Source organism: Methyloceanibacter sp., from assembly GCF_050726195.1.
GTDB lineage: Bacteria > Pseudomonadota > Alphaproteobacteria > Rhizobiales > Methyloligellaceae > Methyloceanibacter.
Map to the genome: position 1 here is coordinate 237,709 of NZ_JBOHJC010000001.1, position 14,915 is coordinate 252,623.

Sequence of the window (14,915 nt, forward strand, 5' to 3'; positions counted from 1 at the left end):
GCAGTTTGCGGGCCACCACCTTTCCCCTACGATGCGCTGGGCCCAGGGCTGGGATGAGTGCGATGCTGCGCGTTGAGTCTCTGACCAAGCAATACCGAACCGGCGACAAGGCGCTTTCCGGCGTCTCGTTCGACATGCCGGCAGGTCAGGTGGTCGGATTGATCGGCCCGTCGGGCGCCGGCAAGTCGACGCTCATTCGCTGCATCAACCGGCTGGTCGAGCCCACAAGCGGACGCGTGCTCCTCAACGATTGCGACGTCACGCATCTCGGGCGCGGTGCGCTCAGACGCGCGCGCCGGCACATGGGCATGATCTTTCAGGAATACGCGCTGGTCGAGCGCCTGACGGTGATGGAGAACGTGCTTTCGGGACGACTGGGATATGTGCCGTTCTGGCGATCGTATTTCCGGCGGTTTCCGCAAGGCGCCATTGACAAGGCGTTCGCGCTGCTTGCCCGGGTCGGGCTCACCGAGCAGGCCGACAAGCGTGCGAGCGCGCTCTCCGGCGGCCAGCGGCAGCGGGTCGGCATCGCCCGGGCGCTGGAGCAGGACCCGGAGCTACTCCTGATCGACGAGCCGACCGCGTCGCTCGATCCGAAGACCGCGCGGCAGATCATGCGGCTCATCTGCGAGGTTTGCCGCGAGCGCTCTCTGCCGGCGATCATCAGCATGCACGACGTGTTGCTCGCCAAGATGTTCGTCGACCGCATCATCGGTCTGCGTGCAGGCGAGATCGTGTTCGACGGCGCGCCGGCGATGCTCAACACGGCGACCCTCACCGAGATTTACGGCGAAGAGGACTGGACGCAGATTCATCAGGGCGACGACGACGGGGATGAGCGCGCTATGGCCCACGCCCTGGAACCGCCGCCCGAGGAACGCATGGCCGGCCTCGCATGAGCGCCTCGCTGACCGGGGCGCGCGCATGGCGGCGGCCGCCGCTCATCCGCAATCCCTGGCTGCGCTGGACGCTCTATCTCGGCGCGCTGATCTATCTCACGGCGGCGCTAGCAACCGTCGAGGTCAATTGGCAGCGCGTCGCGGAGGGGCTCAGCCAAGGCTGGCGCTTCGTCGAGGGGTTCCTGGTGCCGGACTTCTTCAGCCGGTCGCGCGATATTTGGCGCGGCATGGAGGAGAGCATCACCATGACGGTGACCTCGACCATCGCCGGCTGTCTGATCTCGGTCCCGATCGGGCTGGGCGCCGCGCGCAACATCGCCCCCCTTCCCGTCTACGCTCTATGCCGGGCCATCATCACCGTGTCGCGCTCCTTCCAAGAAATCATCGTCGCCATCCTGTTCGTGGCGATGTTCGGTTTCGGACCGTTCGCCGGCTTTCTCACCCTCACCTTCGGCACCATCGGCTTCATGGCCAAGCTCTTGGCCGAAGACATCGAAGACATCGACGAGGCGCAGGCGGAAGCCGTACGCGCGACCGGCGCGAGCTGGTGGCAGGTCATCAATTACGGCATTCAGCCGCAAATCACGCCCCGCCTGATCGGCCTGTCGCTCTACCGCCTCGACATCAATTTCCGCGAGAGCGCGGTGATCGGAATTGTCGGCGCGGGCGGCATCGGCGCCACCTTGAACACGGCCATGCAGCGCTACGAATACAGCACCGCCGGCGCCATCCTCATCATGATCATCGTCGTCGTGCTGCTGGCCGAATATGTGTCCAGCTATTTGCGGAAATGGGTGCAGTGATGCCGGTGATAACCGCGCCCGACCGCCTCGTTTGGCAACGGCGCACGCCGCTCGCACAATGGGCCATGTGGGCCGGCTGGCTCGCGCTCGCCGTGCTGTTCGTTCTCTGCTGGCAGGTAATGAACAAGAACACGATGTGGGTGTTCGTCGAGGACGCGCCGCGGCAGGCGGCCGATCTCCTCTCGCGGGCATGGCCGCCGCGCTGGTCCTATCTCGACCGTCTGTGGCGGCCGATGTGGGATACGATCAACATCGCGACGCTCGGCACCTTGCTCGGCATTATCCTGGCGACACCGGTCGCGTTTCTCGCCGCGCGCAACACGACGCCGAGCACGCTCTTAGTGCGGCCTCTCGCGCTCCTCGTGATCGTCTCGTCGCGGTCGATCAATTCCCTGATCTGGGCGCTCCTGCTCGTCGCCATCATCGGGCCAGGCATCCTGGCCGGGATCATCGCCATCGCGCTCCGCTCCATCGGCTTCATTGGCAAGCTGCTGTATGAGGCGATCGAGGAAATCGACGAGGGAGAGGTTGAGGCGGTGAGCGCCACCGGCGCCTCGCCGCTCCAGGTGATGGACTATGCGGTGGTGCCGCAGATCCTGCCGGCCTTCGCCGGCATCTCGGTATTCCGCTGGGACATCAATATCCGCGAATCGACGATCCTCGGCCTGGTCGGCGCCGGCGGTATCGGCCTTCAGCTCCAGTCGCCGCTCGCGCGCCTCGCCTGGGCGGAGGTCACCGTCATCTTCATCGTCATCCTCGTCACCGTCGTTCTCTCGGAATGGGTTTCGGCCAAGGTCCGGGCCGCGATCATTTGAGGCGCGCGGGGGCTCTTGAAAAAGCCGCGAACGCGTGCGAGCTAACGGCGAGTTCCTTTAACGTGTTGATTCTGTCCTGAGGCGCGCAGACGCGCGACTCGGCTTTGGGAGTTTGCCCGCAAGGCCATGCGCAAACCCGCTTCGTCGCGCGATCTGTTCGCCGACCTCGACCGCAAGCCGAAGAAGAAGCCGGCGGCCCCCGCACGAAAGGGCGGCCGCGGCACCTCGGACGATGCCTATACCGCCGCCGACATCGAAGTCCTGGAGGGCTTGGAGCCGGTACGCCGGCGTCCTGGCATGTATATCGGCGGCACCGACGAGAAGGCGATGCACCACTTGTTCGCCGAGGTGCTGGACAACGCCATGGACGAGGCGGTCGAAGGCCACGCGAACCGCATCGAGGTGGATGTCGACAAGGATGGCTTCGTCACCGTGACCGACAACGGCCGCGGCATTCCCGTCGATCCGCATCCCAAGTTCAAGAAAAAGTCGGCGCTCGAAGTCATCATGACCACTCTGCACGCCGGCGGAAAGTTCAACTCCAAGGTCTACGCCACGAGCGGCGGGCTGCACGGCGTCGGCGTGTCGGTGGCCAACGCGCTCTCCGAGCACATGGAGGTCGAGGTGGCGCGCGGCCAGAAGCTCTACAGGCAGAGCTATACCCGCGGGCATCCGGACGCCCCGGTCAAGACTCTCGGGCCGATCAAGAATCGGCGCGGCACAAGTGTAAGGTTCAGGCCAGATCCCAAGATCTTCGGCAAGGGTGCCGCCTTCAGCCCGAACCGCCTGTTTCGCATGGCGCGTTCGAAGGCGTATCTGTTCCGCGGCGTCTTGATCCGCTGGTCGTGCGCCAAGGCGCTGCTCGCGGGCGACGCTGAGACGCCGGAGACGGCGGAGTTCCACTTCCCCGGCGGCTTGCAGGATTTTCTCGCCCGCCGCATCGAAGGACAGACGACCGTCACCAACGACACGTTCCACGGCCGCATCGAGAAGACCAACGGCCACGGCTCGGTCGAGTGGGCGATCGCCTGGGTGGCGAGCGCCGACGGCTTTTTGAGCTCGTACTGCAACACGGTGCCGACGCCTGACGGCGGCACCCATGAGGCGGGATTGCGCGCGGCGCTGACCAAGGGCTTGCGCGCCTATGGCGAGCTCACCGGCAACAAGCGGGTGGCGCAGGTGACGGCCGACGATGTGCTCGGCACGGCGGCGGCCATGCTTTCGGTGTTCATCCGCGAGCCCGAGTTCCAAGGCCAGACCAAGGACCGGCTGGCGACTCAAGAGGCCGCGCGCATCGTCGAAAGCGCGATCCGCGACGCCTTCGACCATTGGCTGACCGGCAATCCCAACCAGGCCAACCGCCTGCTCGATTGGGTGGTCGACCGCTCAGAGGAGCGCTTGCGCCGCCGCAAAGAGAAAGAGATCGGCAGGCAGACGGCGACCCGGCGCCTGCGCCTTCCCGGCAAGCTCGCCGACTGCTCGGCGAGCGGTGCGCAAGGCACCGAGATCTTCATCGTCGAGGGCGATTCCGCGGGAGGTTCGGCCAAACAGGCGCGCGACCGCGCCACGCAAGCCGTGCTCCCGTTGCGCGGCAAGATCCTCAACGTGGCGAGCGCCAGTTCGTCGAAGCTCGCCGACAATCAGCTCTTGAGCGACCTCATCCAAGCTCTCGGCTGTGGTACCGGCACGCGCTACCGCGAGGAGGACTTGCGCTACGAGAAGGTGGTGATCATGACCGACGCCGACGTGGACGGCATGCATATCGCCTCGCTGCTGATCACCTTCTTCTACCGCGAGATGCGCGGGCTGATCGAAGGCGGGCATCTCTATCTCGCCGTGCCGCCCCTCTATCGCCTGAGCCAGGGCGCCAAGACACTCTACGCCCGCGACGACGCGCACAAGGACGAGCTGATGAGGAAGGAGTTCAACGGCAGGGGCAAGATCGACATCTCCCGTTTCAAGGGCCTGGGAGAGATGCTTCCCAAGCAGCTCAAAGAGACGACCATGGATCGGTCTGTGCGCACCCTGCTTCAGGTCGAGATCGCCGAGGACCGCGGCGCTACGGGCAAGCTCGTCGATCAGCTCATGGGCAACAAGCCGGAGGCGCGCTTCCGCTTCATCCAGGAGCGTGCTGCGTTCGCCGAGCCAGAAGAGCTTGATATTTGACCTTCCGTGCCGCTCCAGTAGACCGCTAAAAATCTCACAGCATTTTAGCGAGGAGCCGAGCCGTTCGCTAACGGCGGTCGCCCTAGTGTCCGCCGAAGCCTATAATCAAGAGGAATCGGGGAGAGAGCGGCAGTGGCGTCGACGGCGATCCAAGTTCAGACGTCGAGCAACGTCTTCGTGAAGGCGCTTCAGTGGGGCGGCTGGCGGTGGGACGACGGCGCCACACCCGGGACCAACATCACCTATTCCTTCGGTCCAGACGACGTATTTCTCAACTCGTCCTTGGGCATGTCGACGGCTTGGCAGCGTTATCAAATGGATGCCTATGAACGGGCCTTACAGAGTTGGGCGAACGTCGCCAACATCACCTTCACGGAAGTGGCGTCGTTTGACGACGCCAACTTCGTGGAGTTTGTGTTCCACAACAACCTCACCTCCATTCTTGGGATACACGAAACCCCAGACCCGGTGTTTCTGTCGGATGGAATAGCGGCGGGCGCCTACAACACGGCGGGTCCTGGATGGACCGTTTCCGGCCTGCAGGAAGGCGGCTTCGCCTTTTCCATTATCGTCCATGAGCTCGGTCATGCGCTCGGCCTGTCGCATCCCCACGACACGGGTGGCGGTTCGACCCGCTTCCCCGGCGTCGCTCCCAACACGCCCTCCGATCTTGGCGACAACAATCTGAATCAGGGCATCTTCACGGTGATGTCCTACAACGACGGGTGGACCGGACTCGGGTCCTCGTCGAGCGCAAACTATGGCTGGTCGGCAGGCCCGATGGCGTTCGACATCGCGGCAATCCAGGCGCTGTACGGTGCCAATGACAGCCATCGCACCGGCAACGACACCTACGTGCTCCGCCACACGAACGGAGATGAAGACGCGCTGGTCGCCATTTGGGACGCGGGCGGGACCGACGCCATCGTCTATGGCGGCAAGTTCTCCGCGGCGATCGACCTCCGCGCGGCGACGCTGGAAAATGCCCCTGGCGGCGGCGGGTTCGTGTCCTACGCCCCTGGCGCCCCGAGCACGCACCTCGATCATTGGAACGCCTTCACCATCGCCAACGGCGTCGTTATCGAGAACGCGAAAGGCGGAGCCGGCGCTGACTGGATCAGCGGCAACGGCGCGGACAACACGCTCAAGGGCGCCGGGGGTAATGACAAGCTGATCGGCCGCGGTGGCGACGATGCTCTGGTCGGCGGGCCCGGCGGAGACAAACTCTCCGGCGGCGGGGGCGAAGACGTGTTTGTTTTCACGTCGCTGTCGCATAGCAGGCCCAACAAACGCGACCACATCGGCAATTTCGGGCGCGGCGAGGACCAAATCGACCTAGAGTCGATCGACGCGAAAACCGGCATGCCCGGCAATAAGGCGTTCAAGTGGATCGGGAAGCAGGACTTCAACGACAAAAAGGGCGAACTCCGCTACGAGGATCTCGGCAAGAAGGTGCTGGTCGAGGGCGACGTCAACGGCGACGGCAAAGCCGACTTCGCCATTCTGGTGAACGTAGGGAAGATCGGCGGTGGCGACTTTATTCTCTGAGCGCCATTTGCGGAGCGCCGCTCCAGAGCGACGTCACAACCAGCGCGGCACAAGCGCCTTGTACCGGCGGTAGTCGTCGCCGAATTTCCGTTCGAGATAGGCCTCCTCGGGCAACACCACGCCCCGCTGCAAGATCATTAATGCCGGTATCAGCAGCAGGAGCACCCAGAGGCTCGTCAGCACGAGCGAGAGACCGAAGTAAACGAGCGCGAGGCCGATATAGATCGGGTTGCGGGTCACCCGATACGGGCCGGAGGTCACCAGGGCGGTCGCCGGCTGTCCGGGCACGACTTTGGTCCCCGCCCTGTGGAAGGCCCGCACCGAGAGGACGCCTAGGACCAAGCCCAATGCGATGAACACGAAACCGACAGCAAGCCCGAGGCCGTTGGGCTGGGCCAGGCCGGGCCCGATCGGCGCGAACAGGGTCAAGAGGCAACCGAGCCCGAGCGCGGCAAGAAACAGGAGCGGCGGCTTTATCGCCACCTCGGCGTAGTCGGGCGTGCTCATCGACGCTTTAACCCTCTTCGAGGAGCACCCCCCTGCCCGTCTTCCGCCGCCGCGTCAACCGGCATTCCTTTTGGGAAAACGGCCCGCGACCAGGGCGCAAAATCCTCGACTTTAGGCTCCAGCCCTGCCGCCCGCTTGGCGAAAGCCACGGTTTCCGGACGGTTTACCCTTCTTCTGCGTACTTTTGCCCCTTGCGCCAATGCGCCACGCCGCCTATTTGAGGGGCAAGCATTCCACGGTCATATCCCCGTAATGCTGAAGTGGTGTCTTGCGCAAAGCCCACGAATCGTAGCAGCAAATCTTTGCGCCTATAGAAAGAAGATGCGCGTGGCCTCATGGACCGCGCGGTATTTTTGCTAACGCATGAGCTTCTCCAATCTTGGCCTAAGCCCCAAAGTTTTGTCTGCCGTCACCGCGGCAGGCTTCGAGACCCCCACCCCAATTCAAGAGAAAGCGATCCCCGTGGCCGTCACCGGCCGCGACGTGCTCGGCATCGCCCAGACCGGAACCGGCAAGACCGCTTCCTTCGCGCTGCCGATGCTGACGCGGCTCGAGCGCGGCCGGGCGCGGGCCCGCATGCCACGCTCCCTGATCCTGGAACCGACGCGAGAACTTGCGGCCCAGGTTGCCGAGACCTTTGAGATCCTCGGCAAGGACCACAAGCTGACGGTGGCGCTACTTATCGGCGGCGTGTCCTACGACGATCAGGATCGCAAGCTCGACCGCGGCGCCGACGTGGTGATCGCCACACCAGGCCGGCTGCTCGATCATTTCGAGCGCGGCAAGCTGCTCCTCAACGGCATCGAGATCCTCGTGGTCGACGAGTCCGACCGCATGCTCGACATGGGGTTCATTCCCGACATCGAGCGCATCTGCAAACTCCTTCCCTTCACCCGCCAGACGCTGTTCTTCTCGGCGACGATGCCGCCGGAAATCCAACGCCTCGCCGACAACTTCCTGCACACGCCGGAACGTATCGAGGTGTCTCCCCCGGCGACCGCGGCGACGACCATCGTGCAGCGCCTGAAAAAGGCGCCTGACGACCCCGCCGGCAAACGGCAGGCGCTGCGGGAGCTGATGCGCGAGGTCGACGTCAAGAACGCCATCATCTTCTGCAACCGCAAGAAGGACGTCGGTGTTCTCTTCCGGTCGCTGCAACGGCACGGCTTCAGCGTCGGCGCCTTGCACGGGGACATGGATCAGCGCCAACGCATGGCGACCCTCGACGCCTTCCGCAACGGTACCATCGCCTTCCTAGCCGCGAGCGACGTGGCGGCGCGCGGCCTCGATATCCCCGACGTGAGCCACATCTTCAATTACGACGTCCCCATCCATCCCGAAGATTACATCCACCGCATTGGCCGTACCGGCCGGGCGGGTCGCGAAGGCTTCGCCGCCATGCTGGTAACGCCGAAGGACATCAAGGCGCTGAAGGCCATCGAGCGGATGCTGCACCAGGAGATTTCCTGGATCGACGGAGCGCTGACCCAGGAAGAGATGGTCGAGGGGGAGCGTTATGAACGGGGGAATGGGCGGCGCCGGCGTGGCGGCCGCTCGCGGGACCAGAAGCGCCCCTCAGGGCAGAACGGGCAGCATGCGGCGCGGAGCGGTTCGCCGGATGCCCACAAGCCGGCGGGGCATGCTGTCCCGCCCAAGGCGCGGGATGAGCGCCGCAACGATCCGAAGCGCGACCAGCACAAACATCATGTGAAGCCGAGCCATGGCGGCCATGGTGCCGCGGACCGGCCCAAGGCGCAACCGCAAGCCCCGCGCCAGAAGCAGCGGGGCATGGGCGATCACGTGCCTGCCTTCATGATGCGTCCCGTGCGGGTGCCGTAAGCAATCCCTTAGCCAACTTCTCCGTGTCATGCCCGCGCAAGTGGGCATCCAGTAACCCCTGCCATCGTAATCGAGACGGCGGTGGTTACTGGATCGCCCAGCCCTTCGCCCGCCGAAGGCTTGTCACAGAGTCATCCGACTTGAGGCTTCGGGCCGCAGGCGGGTCAAGCCGCGCGATGACGAGGTCTATTCTGTTGAAATCTACTCTGACGCTTCGGCGGTGGCCGGTTCGGCGGGCTTGAGCGTCACAGACTCACCGCAGCCGCAGGCGCTGGTCTGGTTCGGGTTGTTGAACACGAAGCCGGAGCGCAATTCGCCCGTCTGGTAGTCCATCTCCGTGCCGAGCAGGAACATGACGGCGGTGGGGTCGATTAGGAGCCTGACCCCCTTGTCCTCGACAATCTCGTCGTGCGGCCCGCGCGCCTCGGCATATTCCATGGTGTATTCCATACCGGCACAGCCGCCGTTCTTCACGCCGATGCGCACGCCCTCGATCGCCCTGCCGCTAGCGACGGAGAGGGCGCGGATGCGCTCGGCAGCCGCCTCGGTAAGGCGCATGGCTTGGGGACGGGGGCGTGTGTTCATGTTTGCAAAGTGGGACAAATCGGCGGCCGGTTCAAGGGCTTGCCCTAGAACATGTTGAGGGTCAGCTTTGCCTCGTCGGACATGCGCGACATGTCCCAGGGCGGGTCAAACACGAGATTGACCTTCACCTGGCCGACGCCGGGGACGGAGGAAATGGCATTCTCGACCCAGCCCGGCATGTCGCCGGCAACCGGGCAGCCAGGCGCCGTCAGGGTCATGTCCACCTCGATATTCCGGTCGTCGTCGACCTCGAGCCGGTAGATCAGGCCAAGCTCGTAGATATCGACCGGGATTTCGGGGTCGAACACGGTCTTGAGCGCGGCGACCAGATCGGTGCGCAGCCGCTCGAGCTCCTCAGGGGGAATGGCCGAGCCGTCGCCCTCCCCGCCGCCGGTGGCACCGACGCAGCCCTTGATGTCGTCGGGCATGGCGTCGCCTTCCGCAACTACGGGCTCCGTCCGTTCCGTCTCGTCCTTATCGCGAATCTTTTCAATCATTTCTGCGGCCGGTCTTAAGAGAACATCTCACGGGTCTTGTGCAGCGCCTCCATGAGGCGATCGACCTCCTCGAAGGTATTATACATGGCGAATGAGGCGCGGGCTGTCGAGGTCACGCCGAACCGGGCAAGCAACGGCTCGCAGCAATGGGTCCCGGCCCGCACGGCAACGCCGTAACGGTCGAGGATCGTGCTCACGTCGTGGGCATGCGCGCCTTCCACCTCGAACGAGATGATGCTGCCCTTGCGCTTGGCGCATCCGAAGATGCGGAGCCAGTTCAGCGCGCCGAGGCGCTCCATGGCATAGGCGAGGAGGGCCTCCTCATGCGCCCTGATGCGGTCGCGGCCGACGCTCTCCACGTAGTCGATGGCGGCGCCGAGCCCGATGGCCTGGACGATTGCGGGCGTTCCCGCCTCGAAACGATGCGGCGGGGTGCCATAGGCCACATCGTCGGTGCTCACCCAAGCTATCATCTCGCCGCCGCCCTGGTAGGGCGGCATGGCCTCCAGGTGCTCCTTCTTGCCGTAGAGCACGCCGATGCCGGTCGGGCCGTAGAGCTTGTGGCCGGTGAAGGCATAGAAATCGACGTCGAGGTCCTGGACGTCGACCGGCAGGTGGACCGCACCTTGCGCGCCGTCGACAAGCACGGGAATGCCGCGGGCATGCGCAATGCGCACGACCTCCTTCACCGGCACGATGGTGCCAAGCACGTTCGACATGTGGGTGATGGCGATCATCTTGGTACGCGGGGAGATCAGCTTCTCGAACTCCTCGAGCAGGAACTCGCCGTCGTCGGACACCGGCGCCCACTTGAGGACCGCGCCCTGCCGCTCCCGCAAGAAGTGCCAGGGCACGATGTTGGAGTGGTGCTCCATGATCGTGAGCAGAATTTCGTCGCCGGCGCCGATCCGCGGCCGGCCAAAGGAGGACGCCACGAGATTGATGGCCTCGGTGGCGTTGCGGGTGAAGATGATCTCCTCGTCGGCGCGGGCATTAATGAAGGATCGCACCTTGCCACGGGCCTTCTCGTAATTGGCTGTGGCGAGATTGCTGAGGTGATGTAGGCCGCGATGGACGTTGGCGTATTCGTGCTCATAGGCGCGCGAGATGGTCTCCAGCACGGCTTTCGGCTTCTGCGCCGAGGCACCGTTGTCGAGATAGACGAGCGGCTTGCCATGAACCTTCTCAGCCAGGATCGGGAAGTCGGCGCGGATCGCAGCCACGTCGTAGGGCGCTTCCCCGGTGCGGAGATCCTTGGCCGATGGTGTGATGATTGTCATCGGCCCTCCTCCTCAGTCCTCGAACTGGACGCCGAGCCAATCGGCGGCGGAGGCGGCGAACGCATCGCGCAGCGCCTCGTTGTCGATCTGCTCGAACGCCTCGCCGACAAAGGCTTGAATCAGCAGCGCGCGGGCTTGCGCCTCAGGCAGGCCGCGGGATTCCAGATAGAACAGGAGATCGTGGTCGATCTGGCCCGAGGTCGCGCCGTGACCGCAGACGACGTCGTCGGCGAAGATCTCGAGCTCCGGCTTGGAGTCGAACTCGGCGGTCTCCGACAGCAGCAGCGCCTGCGCCATCTGCTTCGAGTCGGTTTTCTGCGCGCCGGGTGCGACGACGATCTTGCCCTGGAAGACGCCGCGCGCTTCCTCGTCGACGACCGCCTTCAACAGCTCGCGCGTCCGGCAATGCGGTACGAGATGCTCGACCAGGATCGTCGTATCGCAATGCTGGCGGGCGCGCAGGAGAACGGCCCCCGAAATGTCGGCCGAGGCATGCTCGCCCATGAACCGCGCATAGATCTGATTGCGCGCCAATGCCGCGCCGGTCGACAGCTGAAAAGCTTGATAACGGGCGTCGGCGCCGATCTTTGCCAGCCACACGCCGAGATGGAGCGTTTCGCTTCCCTCGCGCTGAAACTTGATGTGGGCGATGGCGGCCTTGTCGCCGACCAGGGTCTCGGTCACAGCATTGCGCTGAAGCCCCTTCAGGCCGAGGCTTCCAAAGCTCTCAAGCACGGTGGCCGACGCACCCTTCTCGGCCACGATCACATTGCGCGTGACCATGGTGGCGGCCTCGCCGGTGCCATCCAGATGGATCAGGTGGATGGGCTTGTCGAGGGTGACGCCTTCGCCGAGGCGCAAGGTAACCCCGCCGGTCATCAGCGCCGTATTGAGCGCCAGCACGGCGTCGTCCTCGCGCGGGTTTGCCTGGTCCAAAGCCTGCTTCAACCACTCGGGCGGCATTTCGAGCACGTGCGCCAGCGAGGCGACCTCGACGCCGGCCGCGCGCAAGCCCGCCATGTCCGAGAGATCGACCCTAAGCTCGCCCTCGGCGAGGACGAGCCGGTATGCGGGGAATTCCGCCAGAGGTTTGCCGAGCGCCGTTCCGAGCTCCTCCTCGCCGACGGTCGCGCCGAGCGCGCCGATCAGCGGCGGTACCTCGGTCAGCCGCGCGCGCAGGTCGGTGTATTTCCATGCCTCGATGCGGCGATGGGGCAGGCCGAGATGGGCGTAAGCCTTGATGGCTTTGGCGCGCAATTCGGCGACGAACGGATTGGCCGCGCCGGGCAGCGCCTTCTCGGCCTTGGCGTAGAGATCGAGAAGTTCCTGCTCTGACTTGGTGCGGAACTGCTGGACGGACAGGTCCATAAGCGCTCCCCGTTAGGCAACCGCGGCTTCGCCGAACTCGGCGTAACCGGACTTCTCGAGCTCAAGGGCAAGCTCAGGGCCCCCGGAGCGCGCCACCCTACCGTCGGACAGGACATGAACGCGGTCCGGCACGATGTAGTTCAAGAGCCGCTGGTAGTGGGTGATGACCAGCATGGCGCGCTCTGGGCCGCGCAGCGCGTTCACGCCGTCGGCGACAATCCGCACGGCGTCAATGTCGAGGCCGGAGTCGGTTTCATCGAGCACGCAAAGCGATGGTTCGAGCAGGGCCATCTGGAGGATTTCGTTGCGCTTTTTCTCGCCGCCGGAGAATCCGACATTGAGCGGGCGGCGCAGCATCTCGATATCGATTTTGAGGTCCTTGGCCTTCTCTTTCACCACGCGCAGGAAATCGGGAGTGGACAGCTCCTCCTTGCCGCGCGCCTTGCGCACGGAATTCACCGCCGTGCGCAGGAAGGTCATGGTGGCGACGCCGGGAATCTCCATGGGGTACTGGAACGCCAGGAACACGCCGGCCACGGCCCGCTCGGTCGGGTCCATGGCGAGCAGGTCCTCGCCCTTCCAGGTGACGGTGCCCTCGGTAACCTCGTAGTCCTCGTTGCCGGCGAGCACATAAGCGAGCGTCGACTTGCCGGAGCCGTTCGGCCCCATGATGGCGTGTACCTCGCCCTGCGGAAGCGCGAGGTCGAGGCCTTTCAGGATCTCGCGACCATCGACATCGACGTGAAGGTTCTTGATCTCAAGCATTCCGACTTCTTTCTAACCCTTTGAGGTTGACTCTGTTTGCAGGCTCAGGCTCCCGAGCCGGGGCTTTGTCCACGATAGTCCGTGACGGTGCGCTGATGGTCGCATTTGCGGTTGGCCAAGGCGATGAAGACCGCGCCGGCAATGAGGGCGATCACCGCGAACGCGGCGATGCCGTAAACCGGCGCACCGTTGGCGGCGAGCAGCAGTCCCACCGTCGCGGCCACGATTAGGACCGTCACGAAGGCAAACACAACGAGTTGGCCTTCGCGGGAAACCGGCGCCATGACCTTGCGCGGATGACCGACGGGGAAGCGCCGCGCGAACCAATATTGCTGGAGCTTAGCCAACGCTGCCCTCCAGGCTGATGCCGATGAGCTTCTGGGTCTCGGCCATGAACTCCATGGGCAGATGCTGAAGCACGTCGCGCACGAAACCGTTGACGATGAGCGCCACCGCCGCCTCCTCCGACAGCCCGCGGCTCAGGCAGTAGAACAGCTGGTCGTCGGAGATCTTCGACGTGGTGGCCTCGTGCTCGAAGGTGGCGGACGCGTTCTTGGCCTCGATATAGGGCACGGTGTGCGCGCCGCATTTGTCGCCGATGAGGAGCGAATCGCAGCAGGTGAAGTTCCGCGCATTGGTGGCCTTGCGATGCGCCGAGACCAGCCCGCGATAGGTGTTGTTCGAGTGCCCGGCGGCAATGCCCTTGGAGATGATGCGGCTCGACGTATCCTTGCCGAGATGGATCATCTTGGTGCCGCTATCGACCTGCTGATAGCCGTTGGAGATGGCGATCGAGTAGAACTCGCCGCGTGAGCCATCGCCGCGCAGGATGCAAGACGGGTACTTCCAGGTGATCGCAGAGCCGGTCTCCACTTGCGTCCAGGAGATCTTGGAGCGGGCCCCGCGGCAATCGCCACGCTTGGTGACGAAGTTGTAGATGCCGCCCTTGCCTTCCTTGTCGCCGGGGTACCAGTTCTGCACCGTCGAGTACTTGATCTCGGCGTCCTCGAGGGCGACGAGCTCGACCACGGCGGCGTGCAGCTGGTTCTGATCGCGCATCGGCGCGGTGCAGCCTTCCAAATAGCTAACATAGGCGCCCTTGTCGGCGATGATCAGCGTGCGCTCGAACTGGCCGGTCTGCTCGGCGTTGATGCGGAAATAGGTGGAGAGCTCCATCGGGCAACGCACGCCCTCCGGCACGTAGACGAACGAGCCGTCGGAGAACACCGCGGAGTTCAAAGTGGCGTAGAAGTTGTCGGTGATCGGCACCACGGAGCCGAGATATTTCTTCACGAGCTCGGGGTGGTTCATCACCGCTTCAGAGATCGAGCAGAAGATCACGCCGGCCTTGGCCAGCTCTTCCTTGAAGGTGGTGACCACGGAGACGCTGTCGAACACGGCGTCGACGGCGACCCTGGGCGCGCCCTTGACGCCAGCCAGCACCTCCTGCTCTTTCAGCGGAATGCCGAGCTTCTCGTAGGTCTTGAGCAGCTCTGGGTCGACCTCGGCCAGGCTCTTCGGACCCTCCATGCTCTTGGGGGCCGAATAGTAGTAGAGTTCCTGAAAGTCGATCTTGGGATACCGGACATTGGCCCAAGTGGGCTCCTGCAGGGTCAGCCAGCGGCGAAAGGCCTGTAGCCGCCAGTCGAGCAGCCACTCGGGCTCGTACTTCTTGGCCGAGATGAACCGCACGATGTCCTCGTTCAGGCCCTTGGGGGCCCTGACCGATTCGATGTCGGTGAAGAAGCCGTATTTGTATTTGTCGACGTCGATCTGACGGACGCGTTCGACGGTCTCTTGCACTGCCGGCATAGCTACTGCTCCAAATCCTTTGTCTGGCGGC

Annotated in this window: 14 protein-coding genes; 6 read left to right on the forward strand and 8 right to left on the reverse strand. The window is 64.3% G+C overall.

What is annotated here, in order from left to right; all coding sequences use genetic code 11:
* Positions 1–62: 62 nt before the first annotated feature.
* From phnC to ACRECX_RS01260, 5 genes are all read left to right on the forward strand, one after another.
* Positions 63–899: a phosphonate ABC transporter ATP-binding protein gene (gene phnC, locus ACRECX_RS01240; protein WP_431556985.1), complete on the forward strand. Its 837-nt coding sequence runs from the start codon at positions 63–65 to the stop codon at positions 897–899.
* Complete coding sequence (gene phnE / locus ACRECX_RS01245) at positions 896–1,702, forward strand: phosphonate ABC transporter, permease protein PhnE (protein WP_431556986.1); 807 nt, start codon at positions 896–898, stop codon at positions 1,700–1,702. The genes phnC and phnE (ACRECX_RS01245) overlap by 4 nt, the downstream gene beginning before the upstream one ends.
* Positions 1,702–2,517: a phosphonate ABC transporter, permease protein PhnE gene (gene phnE, locus ACRECX_RS01250; protein ID WP_431556987.1), complete on the forward strand. Its 816-nt coding sequence runs from the start codon at positions 1,702–1,704 to the stop codon at positions 2,515–2,517. Before phnE (ACRECX_RS01245) ends, phnE (ACRECX_RS01250) begins: the two co-directional genes overlap by 1 nt.
* Before the next feature lie 126 nt (positions 2,518–2,643).
* Positions 2,644–4,683: a DNA topoisomerase IV subunit B gene (gene parE / locus ACRECX_RS01255; protein ID WP_431556988.1), complete on the forward strand. Its 2,040-nt coding sequence runs from the start codon at positions 2,644–2,646 to the stop codon at positions 4,681–4,683.
* 132 nt (positions 4,684–4,815) lie between these two features.
* Entirely contained in the window at positions 4,816–6,231 is a 1,416-nt protein-coding gene (locus ACRECX_RS01260; protein ID WP_431556989.1) for a M10 family metallopeptidase, read from the forward strand.
* 33 nt (positions 6,232–6,264) lie between these two features.
* Here the strand turns inward: ACRECX_RS01260 and ACRECX_RS01265 are convergent, their stop codons facing one another.
* Entirely contained in the window at positions 6,265–6,738 is a 474-nt protein-coding gene (locus ACRECX_RS01265) for a methyltransferase family protein (protein ID WP_431556990.1), read from the reverse strand.
* A 363-nt stretch (positions 6,739–7,101) separates the two neighbouring features.
* Between ACRECX_RS01265 and ACRECX_RS01270 the strand changes: the two genes are divergently transcribed.
* A complete protein-coding gene (locus tag ACRECX_RS01270) occupies positions 7,102–8,577 on the forward strand; it encodes a DEAD/DEAH box helicase (RefSeq protein ID WP_431556991.1) in 1,476 nt (491 codons plus the stop codon).
* A gap of 201 nt (positions 8,578–8,778) precedes the next feature.
* Here the strand turns inward: ACRECX_RS01270 and ACRECX_RS01275 are convergent, their stop codons facing one another.
* Genes ACRECX_RS01275 through sufB form a run of 7 tightly spaced genes read right to left on the reverse strand, consistent with a single transcriptional unit; the run spans position 8,779 to position 14,884 of the window.
* Positions 8,779–9,162, reverse strand: coding sequence for a HesB/IscA family protein (locus ACRECX_RS01275; protein WP_431556992.1), 384 nt, complete (start codon positions 9,160–9,162; stop codon positions 8,779–8,781).
* Positions 9,163–9,206: 44 nt separating this feature from the next.
* Positions 9,207–9,659: an SUF system Fe-S cluster assembly protein gene (locus ACRECX_RS01280; RefSeq protein WP_431556993.1), complete on the reverse strand. Its 453-nt coding sequence runs from the start codon at positions 9,657–9,659 to the stop codon at positions 9,207–9,209.
* A gap of 14 nt (positions 9,660–9,673) precedes the next feature.
* On the reverse strand, positions 9,674–10,939 hold the full coding sequence (locus ACRECX_RS01285; protein WP_431556994.1) for a cysteine desulfurase: 1,266 nt from the start codon (positions 10,937–10,939) through the stop codon (positions 9,674–9,676).
* Between the two features lie 12 nt (positions 10,940–10,951).
* Positions 10,952–12,307, reverse strand: coding sequence for a Fe-S cluster assembly protein SufD (sufD, locus tag ACRECX_RS01290; protein ID WP_431556995.1), 1,356 nt, complete (start codon positions 12,305–12,307; stop codon positions 10,952–10,954).
* Between the two features lie 12 nt (positions 12,308–12,319).
* Positions 12,320–13,072 carry a Fe-S cluster assembly ATPase SufC gene (gene sufC / locus ACRECX_RS01295; RefSeq protein WP_431556996.1) on the reverse strand — a complete coding sequence of 251 codons (753 nt, stop codon included), beginning with the start codon at positions 13,070–13,072 and terminating at the stop codon, positions 12,320–12,322.
* A 44-nt stretch (positions 13,073–13,116) separates the two neighbouring features.
* Positions 13,117–13,419, reverse strand: a complete 303-nt coding sequence (locus ACRECX_RS01300) for a hypothetical protein (protein ID WP_431556997.1) — start codon at positions 13,417–13,419, stop codon at positions 13,117–13,119.
* A complete protein-coding gene (gene sufB, locus ACRECX_RS01305) occupies positions 13,412–14,884 on the reverse strand; it encodes a Fe-S cluster assembly protein SufB (protein WP_431556998.1) in 1,473 nt (490 codons plus the stop codon). The genes ACRECX_RS01300 and sufB overlap by 8 nt, the downstream gene beginning before the upstream one ends.
* Between the last annotated feature and the right edge of the window lie 31 nt (positions 14,885–14,915).

What these genes read in the sequence shown, in the direction of transcription:
- sufC (WP_431556996.1), bottom strand. Translation starts at nt 13,072, where the DNA reads ATGCTTGAGATCAAGAACCTTCACGTCGATGTCGATGGTCGCGAGATC.
- parE (WP_431556988.1), top strand. Translation starts at nt 2,644, where the DNA reads ATGCGCAAACCCGCTTCGTCGCGCGATCTGTTCGCCGACCTCGACCGC.
- ACRECX_RS01265 (WP_431556990.1), bottom strand. Translation starts at nt 6,738, where the DNA reads ATGAGCACGCCCGACTACGCCGAGGTGGCGATAAAGCCGCCGCTCCTG.
- ACRECX_RS01280 (WP_431556993.1), bottom strand. Translation starts at nt 9,659, where the DNA reads ATGATTGAAAAGATTCGCGATAAGGACGAGACGGAACGGACGGAGCCC.
- phnE (WP_431556987.1), top strand. Translation starts at nt 1,702, where the DNA reads ATGCCGGTGATAACCGCGCCCGACCGCCTCGTTTGGCAACGGCGCACG.
- sufB (WP_431556998.1), bottom strand. Translation starts at nt 14,884, where the DNA reads ATGCCGGCAGTGCAAGAGACCGTCGAACGCGTCCGTCAGATCGACGTC.
- phnC (WP_431556985.1), top strand. Translation starts at nt 63, where the DNA reads ATGCTGCGCGTTGAGTCTCTGACCAAGCAATACCGAACCGGCGACAAG.
- phnE (WP_431556986.1), top strand. Translation starts at nt 896, where the DNA reads ATGAGCGCCTCGCTGACCGGGGCGCGCGCATGGCGGCGGCCGCCGCTC.
- sufD (WP_431556995.1), bottom strand. Translation starts at nt 12,307, where the DNA reads ATGGACCTGTCCGTCCAGCAGTTCCGCACCAAGTCAGAGCAGGAACTT.
- ACRECX_RS01285 (WP_431556994.1), bottom strand. Translation starts at nt 10,939, where the DNA reads ATGACAATCATCACACCATCGGCCAAGGATCTCCGCACCGGGGAAGCG.
- ACRECX_RS01270 (WP_431556991.1), top strand. Translation starts at nt 7,102, where the DNA reads ATGAGCTTCTCCAATCTTGGCCTAAGCCCCAAAGTTTTGTCTGCCGTC.
- ACRECX_RS01275 (WP_431556992.1), bottom strand. Translation starts at nt 9,162, where the DNA reads ATGAACACACGCCCCCGTCCCCAAGCCATGCGCCTTACCGAGGCGGCT.